Here is an 8,805-nt window from a genome sequence, read left to right as displayed (position 1 = left end):
CCCTTCGCCGGGGAGTATCGCCTACGGTCATGGGCGACTCGCTGGCACATGGGTGTGGACTGCCCGCGGAAGTTCACGGATCGTCGGGTGAAGGTGGGAGATCGTCGTCATCTGTTAGGTCTGAGGGGTACTGCCTAGGAGGTGCTGTTTCGTCGGCCTTCACGTACGTCCTTGATGGCGTTTTGCGGGTGCGCCAGCCCTTGGCCACTCGTTCTATGTAGCCTGCGGCGGCCAGGCCGCCCAGTGCGCTCAGGGCCGTGTCCAGAGAGACTCCGGCCGCTACGGCGATGGAGGCGGGGCCTGCGGCGCCGCGTGTGGGGATGGCGTCGAGGACCCGGCTGGTTGTCTCGCTCAGTGTGTCTCGTGGGACGACCGGGCCGCGAGTTTGGGGGGCTAGGTCGTCGCCTATCGAACCGACCAGTTCGATCACTTCCTCTGGCGAAGTGACACAGACGGCCTTGCGTTCGCGAAGGAGGCGGTGGCAGCCGGCCGACATGGTGGAGGTGATCGGGCCTGGCACAGCCGCCAGGTGGCGTTGCAGTGACAAAGCGTGACCGGCTGTGTTGAGTGCGCCGCTGCGGAGTGCCGCCTCCACTACGACGGTGCCTCGTGACAGGGCGGCGATCAACCGGTTTCTGATGAGGAAGCGCGCACGGGTGGGGTGTACGCCGGGAGGGCACTCGCTGACCACAACGCCCTGGTCGCGGGCGGCGGCGAACAGTTCGTGATGTCCGGTCGGGTAGCTGACGTCGACGCCGCAGGCCAGGACGACGACCGTCGGAGAGTCGGCGGCCAGGCTGCCGCGATGGGCCGCGCCGTCGATCCCGAACGCACCGCCCGAGACCACGGTCCAGCCGGAGTCACTGAATCCCACGGCGAACTGAGCCGCGACGTGCACACCATACGCCGTGGCAGCTCGTGCGCCGACGACGGCGATCGATCGCAGGCAGGAGAAGCGCAGGTCGGCCGAGCCGTGGAGCCACAGGCCGAGAGGGCGGCGCGGTCCGAGTTGGTCCAGCTGAGTAGGCCATTCTGGACTGCCGGGGATGATGAATCTGGCGCCGCTTCGTTCGCCGTTGGCGAGGTCGGCTGCGGGATCGGCGGACTCCAGACGGGCGCGCCAGGCGCGTAGTCGCTGGGTGAGCTCTGTTATGCGACGCTCTGTGAAGGCCGTGCCGAGTTGCTGGCCGGGGCCTGTGACGTGCTGCTGAGTGGAGTCGGAGATCCGTTGCTGGGGGATGGTCGTCGTTCCGCATTGCCCCCCGGAGTCTGTGGTCTGCCTCTGGGTGGGATTGTCTCCGTGTTGTCGGCTTGGGTCATTTAGCTGACGTTGGGTGAGGTCGGCTGCGATGTGCTGCCACATTGGGTCCGGGATGTGTGGCTGAGTCGGGTCCGGCATGTGCTGCCGGGTGGGATCCGACAATTGGTGCTGGGGGGCGTCCGAGATGTGCTGCCCGTTGAGGTCCGCCCGTCGGCGTTGGGTGGGGTCCAGGAGGTGCTGCCCGCTGGGGTCCACCAGTCGGTGTTGGGTGAGGTCCGGAAGGTGCTGCCCGCTGGGGTCCGCCAGTCGGCGTTGGCCGGGGTCCGGGATGTGGTGGTCTTGGGTTTCCTGGGAGATGAAATCGGGCGGGAGGGTCTCCGTACGTACCGCGTCGATTGCTGCCTCGGCGCCGCAGCAGGCGACGAGGCGACCCATCGTCGGGTCTCCAGCGTCGGCTACGCGCATGAGCGCGGCCCTCGCCTCCACTTCTGCTCTCGTCATCGACGCTCCTGAGGGGTGGGAATGCGGGCTTCGGGTGCGCCGGGCCTCGGTGGTGGCTGCGCGGCGGGTTGAGGGGTCACGTGTTCACCCCCAGCCACAAGGCGAGGGCTGTCGACGTTTCCGTGTCTTCGGGGCGGGGTTTGCCGGCCAAGTCCGTAAGGGTCCACGCGACTCGTAGGACGCGATCGAGGCCGCGCGCGCTGAGGGCGCCCGAGTCGAGGGCGGTCGTCATGCACTTCATGGCGGCGTCTGAAGGGCGGTAGTCGGCGTGGAGGGCGGCGGACGGGATTTCGGCGTTCGTGCGCCAGGCGGTGCCGGCCAGGCGTTTGGCGGCTCGTTGGCGGGCTGCCAGCACGCGCTCGGCCACGATCTTGCTCGGTTCGACGAACTGGCGGTCGGCCATGAGCTCGCGTCTGGACGTACGGGCGACTGTGACCTTCATGTCTACGCGGTCGAGAAGCGGGCCGGACAGTCTGGCCAGGTAGCGGCGTCTCATCGTGGGTGAGCACTGGCAGCTTTCGCCCTGGTCCTGGGGCTGAGCGCAAGGACAGGGGTTGGCGGCGAGAACGAGCATGAAGCGGGCCGGGAAGGTGACGGAGCCCGCTGATCTGCACACCGTCACGCGACCGGCCTCCAGGGGCTGGCGGAGGGAGTCGAGGATATGGCGGGGAAATTCGGGGGCTTCATCCATGAACAAGACTCCCCGGTGGGCGAGAGAGACCGCGCCGGGGCGTATGACGGTGCTGCCGCCGCCGATGATGGCCGCCGCCGTGGCGGTGTGGTGAGGGCTGACGAACGGCGGTCTGCTCAGCATGGGGCTGCTGGCCGGGAGTACGCCTGCCACCGAGTGGATGGCCGTCACCTCAAGGGCGTGGTCCAGCTCCAGGTCAGGGAGGAGTGTGGGGAGGCGTTCGGCCAGCAAGGTCTTGCCTGTGCCGGGCGGGCCGAGCATCCAGAGGTTGTGGCCTCCCGCCGCGCATATCTCAAGTGCTCGGCGGGCTACCGGCTGGCCGGCCACGTCGGACAGGTCGACGGCGGGCTGAATGGTCGGCTGAGGCGGCTCTGGAACGTCTTGGATGTGCCACTCGGGCAGGTCGTCTCCCCGTCGTAGCCACTCCACCAGCTGGCGCAGGTCGGTGAACGGCGCCACCTTGACATCGGGCACCAGCGCCGCTTCCGCCGAGTTCGCGGCGGGGACGACCACCGTGACGTCTCCGTGCTCGGCAGCGCCCAGCACCGACGGGAGAACGCCACGCACGGGTCTCAGGCGTCCGTCGAGGCCGAGTTCGCCGAGGAAGAAAGGCTCCGCGACCCGGTCGGCGGGGACCACCCCGGCGGCGCCCAGTATGGCCACGGCTATGGCGAGATCGAACTGGCTGCCACGCTTGGGAAGGCTTGCGGGGAAGAGGCTTACTGTGATGCGGGCGTCTGGCCAGGGGAAATGGCTGTTGACCATCGCTGATCTGACCCGTTCTCTGGCCTCGCTGAGTGCCATGTCCGGCAGGCCGATGAGGTGGATCCCCGCCAAGCCGTTGCCCACATCGGCTTCCACTTCCACGCTGCGGCCTTTGACGCCGACCAGGGCCACGCTGCGGGTCCTCGCGACTGCCATCTCAGATCGCCCCCCGTACGTGCTGGAGGGAGTAGTCACCGGCGAAGCGCTCCAGGGCGATCACGTCGATTCTGACCGTGTCGAAGGCGCGGGGCTGGGTCATGAGCCATTTGGCGGCGAGCATGCGGAGCTTGGCCAGTTTGGCCGGTCGTACCGACTCCAGGGCTGTGCCGTGTGATCGGCTGGATCTGGTCTTGACCTCTACCACGACCAGGTTGGGGCCGTCCTCGGCGATGACGTCGATCTCGCCGTGGCGGCAACGCCAGTTGCGTTCGATAATGGTCATTCCCTCGGCTTCCAGGTAGTTGACGGCGAGCTGCTCGCCGTGTTTGCCGAGGTCGTTCCTCGCGGCCATGTGGCACCTCCGGGCCCTGACTTTCGCGGATCGGGGATGGGCGATTGGGGCCGAGCGAGGTTCTGTGGACAGAGGGGGCTGTGGGTCCGGGGGTTGTGGATAAGTCGGGGGCGGGGTTGGGCATCTGGCAACGCGCCAGGCGCCGGGTGAGGTGCGCTGCCGCTCCGGGTGGCCTCGCCGAATGGCTGCTCCGGATGGCCTCGCCGTAAGCCACCCGCCCAGAATGAGCCGACCCAGGTGATCCATCCGCCCAGAATGAATCGGTCCAGGTGATCCATCCGCCCTGAGTGGCCTGTGGCAGGTGCAGGTGGTCAGTGGCGGTGCGGGTGACCGGCCTGCGGCGGTGCGGGTGCCCCGTGGCGGCTGCGGGACGGCTGTAGCGGGTGACCGCGGGGAGCGCGGGTGGCTTACGGCGGTGCGGCTGACCGGCCTGCGTCGGTCAGGGGCCCCATGGCGGCTGCGGGACGGCTGTAGCGGGTGACCGCGGGGAGTGCGGGTGGCTGTACGGGTGCAGGTGGCAGTGGAGCGACAGTGCGAGTGCGGGTGACTGCGGGGATTGCGAGTGGCCCGTCGCGTTGCGGGTGGCCTGTGGCGGAGCAGGTGGTGGCGGGTGAGCTGCGCTAGTTAACGTGGGAGGCCGCCGAGATGCGCGAACAACCGTCCGGGTACGTGAATCGGGCGTTCTATTACGCTTGTCCGCCGTTCGCGTCCGGCATTACCGTGCCGCAGTGGATCTCTTCTCACGCTCTTGGACGGCGTTGCGTACGGCGGTCGCCGAAATCCCGGATGAGGACTTCGAGCGGCCGTCCGGTTGTGTCGGCTGGCTCGTTCGAGACCTGGCGTGCCACCTGGTCATCGACGCCCAGGACGTACTGATCACGCTGGTCACGCCCGTAGAAACCGAGCCGACCGTGGACGCGGTCACCTACTGGAACCTTGTCGAGCCCCCGACCGGCGAGGACCCGCTCGATGCGCTGATCCCCCGGTTGGCCGCCGCGTACGGCGAGCCGCGGTTGCTCAAGTTCCATCTCGACGACGTCGGTTCCGCCGCTGGTCGTGCTGCCGAACTCGCCGATCCCGCCGTGCACGTCAGTACACGCGACGAGGTGCTGACCGTCGGCGACTATCTGTCCGCGTACGTGCTCGAATGGACCTTGCACCACCTCGACCTGATCGCGCATCTGCCGTCGGCCGCCGAGCCGCCCGCCGAGACCCTCGTGGCGGCGCGCGCGTCGCTTGAGAAGATCGGCGGGACCTCGTTTCCCGCCTCGTTCTCTGACAAGGACGCGCTGCTGATCGGCACCGGACGTCGTACGCCGACCGACGCGGAGAAGGCCGCGCTGGGTGATTTCGCCGCTAAGCTCCCGCTTATCCTCGGTTGAGCGGTTCACCGTGGGCTACGGCCCGCAGGGTCTACGGCCTGTGGGGTTCTACGGCCCGCAGGGTCTACGGCCCGTGGAGTTCTACGGCCCGTGGGGTTCTACGGTCCGCAAGGGGTCTACGGCCTGTGGGGTTCTATGGGCCCTAGAGAGGGCTATGGGGGTGGCCGGCAGGGGGCTGTGCTTGGGGCCCATGAGGAGCTGGCGCCCTAACGGGCGGCCCTCTGGGGATCCCGCGAGTGCCTAGGAGGAAGGGACCCGGGCGGGTAGCCAAGTGGTTGCGGCGCCCAGTGGTTGGCTGTGGGTAGGCCCGGCGCGGCTGTGGATCGGCCCGGTCGATGGGCCCTGACGGCCCGGCGGTTCGTCACGGGCGGACGTGCGAGGAACCACGGCGTCGACCCCAAGTTGGATGAGTGGTTCGGGGGGCGGGCGGGCTGGCGGGTGACCGTGTGGCTGCGGTGCCCGGGCGGCCGGCTACGGGTAGGCCCCGGCGGGTGATTGTGGATTGGCTATGGCGGCCAGGCAGTCGGATATCCGTGAGCGCGCGGGAACCGGGCGACTGACCCCCGATTGAGCGTGTGGCCCAGCAGGTGGCGGGCTGTCGTGGCTGTGATGCCCAGCGGCTGACTGCGGGCAGACCCCGGCGGCGGGGCTATGGATCGGCCCGTTCGATGAGCCATGACGGCCAGCCGGTTGGCCACGGGCGGACGTGTGAGGAACCGGGGTGACTGACCCCGAGTGAGTGAGTGGCTCCCAGCGAGCGAGTGGCCGAGCAGGTGGGTGGCCATGCTGGCCCATGGGCGACCCTTCAGGGCTGGCCCGGACGGTGACCCTTCGAGACGGCCCTGGACGGTGAACCCTTCAGGGCGGGCCTGGACGGGCCTCAGGGCTGGCAGGGCCCCGGCCACGGGTGTTCCGGCCCCCCAAGGCACTGTCCTCCCACCGGACAGCCGCCCACAGCAACCCGCTCCAACAAACCGAGCCACCCCGAACGAACACCCTCAAAAAGCGCCTACCCCGAGAACCCCTCCTTCGGCATCTCCAGGTCGGCCTTGGCCAGTTCTTCGACGTTGACGTCCTTGAACGTGACCACCCGTACATTCTTCACAAACCGCGCCGGCCGGTACATATCCCAAACCCAAGCATCCTGCATCTTCACATCGAAGAACACGTCCCCGTTCTCCGCGGTCCGGACGTCGAGGTCTACCGAGTTGGTCAGGTAGAAGCGCCGTTCCGTCTCCACGACATACGTAAACAGCCCGACGACATCGCGGTATTCGCGGTAAAGCTGCAGCTCCATCTCGGTTTCGTACTTTTCGAGATCCTCTGCGCTCATCGCGGTCCTCCTGTCGTACCGGTCTTCCGGTTCGCCTGGTCAGGCAACCCCGGCCCCCATTTCATTTTCCCCCATCTCCCTGGCCACCGTGACGAAGGAGTAACGGTGGTGGGAGCACGGCCCGTTCGTCTCCAGCGCCAGCCGATGTCCGGGAGTGACGTACCCCTTGTGCTCGGCGAAGCCGTAACCCGGGAACTCGGCGTCCAGTTCGATCATCATGCGGTCCCTGGTGACCTTGGCCACGATCGAGGCCGCCGCCACGCAGGCGGCCACCTGGTCCCCCTTCCACACCGCCAGCGAAGGCGCCGGCAGGCCCGGGACGGGGAAGCCGTCCGTGAGGATGTACCCCGGGTCACAGGTCAACCGCGCGACGGCCCGGCGCATTCCGGCCACGTTGCTCTTATGCAGCCCTCGCGCGTCGATCTCCGCCGGCGGAATGACGACGATCCCGACGTGCGCCGAGTCCATGATCAGGTCATAGAGCCGTTCTCGTACGGCCGGCACCAGCAGTTTCGAGTCGTTGAGACCCTCGATCGGCCTGCGCAGGATGGTCGCGGCGACCACCAGCGGACCGGCGCAGGCCCCCCGGCCTGCTTCGTCGACCCCGGCGATCGGGGTCAAGCCACGGCGGGCCAATGCCCGCTCGTAGGCATAGAGTCCGGAATCACGCCGGACAACGCTGGGCCGAGGGCGGAACGCAACTGTCATGACAAGAGGCAGCGTACGCCCCAATCGCCGCAAACCGCGACTGGGAGCCGCCGCTATTTGACCTTGGCGAAGGTGTCAGGGTGCATGAAGATGCTGCCTCGCGACAGCGGCCAGTAGCGCATGACGGCCTTGCCGACCACCGCGTCCTCCGAGATGAACCCGCCCCCGGGCTCCTCGACGTGGCTGCGCGAGTCGGCGGAGGCGCTGCGGTGGTCGCCCATCAGCCACAATTTGCCGGGCGGCACGGTGTACTTGAATGGTTCGCCCGGATCCGATGGGAAGTCGCCCGGATAGAGGTAGGACTCCTCATCCAGCGGGGTGCCGTTGACCGTCACCCGCTTCTTGGCGTCGCAGCAGGCCACCTTGTCGCCGCCGATGCCGATGACCCGCTTGATGGTGTCCTCGCCGTTCCAGCCCTTGAACACGATGATGTCGCCGCGTTCGGGTTTGCCCGAGAGCTTGTTGACGAACACCCGGTCGTTGATCAGCAGGGTGTTCTCCATCGACTCCGACGGGATGTAGAACGATCCGATGACGTACGCCTGCAACAGCAGCGCGATGCCGACGCCGAGGACCAGCAGCAGGATCGTCTCGCGGAAGCCGCCCTTTTTCTTCTTGTCATCCCCCGCCGCCGCCTTCTTGGTGAAGGACATCAGGGCCTCCTGCTTCGCCTGCGCCGACGGATCAGCACCAAGGGTAGTGCTCCCGCGAACCCGGCGACCAGCGGCACGGAGCCGCCCAGCGCCTGCAACGCCGGCTGCGCGAACGTGTCGGGGATGGGCAGCGTGGTCGCCCTGTTGAACGGCCAGACGATGACGAACGCCCGCCCGACCACCTGGCCCACGGGAATCGAGCCGCCGCCCGGATCACCCTGGTGCGAGCGCGAGTCGAGCGACACCGAGCGGTGGTCGCCCATCACCCACAGCCGCCCCTCAGGCACCTTGATGTCGAAGAACTTGTCGGAGGGCACATTGCCCGGATAGAGATAGCCACCCTCGTCGATCGCCACGCCGTTGACCGTGATGCGCCCCTTGGGGTCGCAGCACTTGACGTGGTCGCCGCCGACGCCGATGACCCGCTTGATGTAGTCCTTCTCGCCGGGCACCACGCCGAACGCGGTGCCGACCCAGCGGAAGAACGCCGCGACCGGGTTGGACGGCTCCTCCATCTCGAACTCGCCGTCCCAGGAGTCGACGCCCGAGAACACCACCACGTCGCCGCGCTCGATGTCACGCGTGTGGTAGACCATCTTGTTCACCAGGACCCGGTCGTTCTTCAGGAGAGTGTTCTCCATCGACTCCGACGGGATGTAGAAGGCCTGGATCACGAACGTCTTGATGATCAGGGCCAACACCAGCGCCACGACGACCAGGACGGGAAGTTCTTTCCAGAACGATCCCTTTTTGTCCTTCTTGCCGCCCTTTGCTGGCTTCTCTGTTTCTTCGGCGACCACGTCCACCTCGTCCTTGACAGGGCGGCGCGACGCGCCGTGCTCCTGGCTCTCGCTAGTCATCGCTGACGAGCCTAGATGATGCGTCGGCTCGACAAGTCTCGACCGACGTTACACCCGCGCCCGAGTCGCTCCACATAAAGGAAATGCCCCTGCAAAGCCGAATGGCCCGCGCAAGACGCGGGCCATTCGGAAAGGTCTGT

General features: G+C 67.5%; 8 protein-coding genes. 1 reads left to right on the top strand and 7 read right to left on the bottom strand.

Annotation, left to right across the window (positions count from 1 at the left end; translation table 11 throughout):
* Positions 1 to 73: 73 nt before the first annotated feature.
* The 3 genes from dprA to AB0C30_RS13555 form a co-directional block, all read right to left on the bottom strand.
* Positions 74 to 1,762 carry a DNA-processing protein DprA gene (gene dprA, locus AB0C30_RS13565; protein WP_357942955.1) on the bottom strand — a complete coding sequence of 563 codons (1,689 nt, stop codon included), beginning with the start codon at positions 1,760 to 1,762 and terminating at the stop codon, positions 74 to 76.
* A 76-nt stretch (positions 1,763 to 1,838) separates the two neighbouring features.
* Positions 1,839 to 3,374 (bottom strand): YifB family Mg chelatase-like AAA ATPase, encoded by a 1,536-nt coding sequence (locus AB0C30_RS13560; RefSeq protein ID WP_357942953.1) that lies wholly within the window; start codon positions 3,372 to 3,374, stop codon positions 1,839 to 1,841.
* Between the two features lies 1 nt (position 3,375).
* Positions 3,376 to 3,729: a YraN family protein gene (locus AB0C30_RS13555; RefSeq protein ID WP_357942951.1), complete on the bottom strand. Its 354-nt coding sequence runs from the start codon at positions 3,727 to 3,729 to the stop codon at positions 3,376 to 3,378.
* Positions 3,730 to 4,457: 728 nt separating this feature from the next.
* On the opposite strand from AB0C30_RS13555, the gene AB0C30_RS13550 reads away from it, so the two are divergent.
* Positions 4,458 to 5,111 carry a maleylpyruvate isomerase N-terminal domain-containing protein gene (locus AB0C30_RS13550; protein ID WP_357942949.1) on the top strand — a complete coding sequence of 218 codons (654 nt, stop codon included), beginning with the start codon at positions 4,458 to 4,460 and terminating at the stop codon, positions 5,109 to 5,111.
* Positions 5,112 to 6,120: 1,009 nt separating this feature from the next.
* Here AB0C30_RS13550 and AB0C30_RS13545 read toward each other — a convergent pair.
* From AB0C30_RS13545 to lepB (AB0C30_RS13530), 4 genes are read right to left on the bottom strand one after another with little or no spacing between them, the layout of a single operon-like run.
* Positions 6,121 to 6,444 carry a DUF2469 domain-containing protein gene (locus AB0C30_RS13545; protein WP_026215037.1) on the bottom strand — a complete coding sequence of 108 codons (324 nt, stop codon included), beginning with the start codon at positions 6,442 to 6,444 and terminating at the stop codon, positions 6,121 to 6,123.
* Positions 6,445 to 6,483: 39 nt separating this feature from the next.
* A complete protein-coding gene (locus tag AB0C30_RS13540; protein WP_357942947.1) occupies positions 6,484 to 7,152 on the bottom strand; it encodes a ribonuclease HII in 669 nt (222 codons plus the stop codon).
* Between the two features lie 53 nt (positions 7,153 to 7,205).
* Positions 7,206 to 7,805 carry a signal peptidase I gene (gene lepB / locus AB0C30_RS13535; RefSeq protein ID WP_357942945.1) on the bottom strand — a complete coding sequence of 200 codons (600 nt, stop codon included), beginning with the start codon at positions 7,803 to 7,805 and terminating at the stop codon, positions 7,206 to 7,208.
* Positions 7,805 to 8,665, bottom strand: coding sequence for a signal peptidase I (gene lepB, locus AB0C30_RS13530; RefSeq protein WP_357942943.1), 861 nt, complete (start codon positions 8,663 to 8,665; stop codon positions 7,805 to 7,807). The genes lepB (AB0C30_RS13535) and lepB (AB0C30_RS13530) overlap by 1 nt, the downstream gene beginning before the upstream one ends.
* Between the last annotated feature and the right edge of the window lie 140 nt (positions 8,666 to 8,805).

The sequence above is a fragment of the Nonomuraea sp. NPDC048901 genome (assembly GCF_040649695.1).
Classification (GTDB): Bacteria; Actinomycetota; Actinomycetes; order Streptosporangiales; family Streptosporangiaceae; genus Nonomuraea.
The sequence above is the reverse complement of the archived record's forward strand: the minus strand, read 5'-3'. Positions and strand labels throughout refer to the sequence as shown.

What these genes read in the sequence shown, in the direction of transcription:
- lepB (WP_357942945.1), bottom strand. Translation starts at nt 7,805, where the DNA reads ATGTCCTTCACCAAGAAGGCGGCGGCGGGGGATGACAAGAAGAAAAAG.
- dprA (WP_357942955.1), bottom strand. Translation starts at nt 1,762, where the DNA reads ATGACGAGAGCAGAAGTGGAGGCGAGGGCCGCGCTCATGCGCGTAGCC.
- AB0C30_RS13545 (WP_026215037.1), bottom strand. Translation starts at nt 6,444, where the DNA reads ATGAGCGCAGAGGATCTCGAAAAGTACGAAACCGAGATGGAGCTGCAG.
- AB0C30_RS13560 (WP_357942953.1), bottom strand. Translation starts at nt 3,374, where the DNA reads ATGGCAGTCGCGAGGACCCGCAGCGTGGCCCTGGTCGGCGTCAAAGGC.
- AB0C30_RS13540 (WP_357942947.1), bottom strand. Translation starts at nt 7,152, where the DNA reads ATGACAGTTGCGTTCCGCCCTCGGCCCAGCGTTGTCCGGCGTGATTCC.
- AB0C30_RS13555 (WP_357942951.1), bottom strand. Translation starts at nt 3,729, where the DNA reads ATGGCCGCGAGGAACGACCTCGGCAAACACGGCGAGCAGCTCGCCGTC.
- lepB (WP_357942943.1), bottom strand. Translation starts at nt 8,665, where the DNA reads ATGACTAGCGAGAGCCAGGAGCACGGCGCGTCGCGCCGCCCTGTCAAG.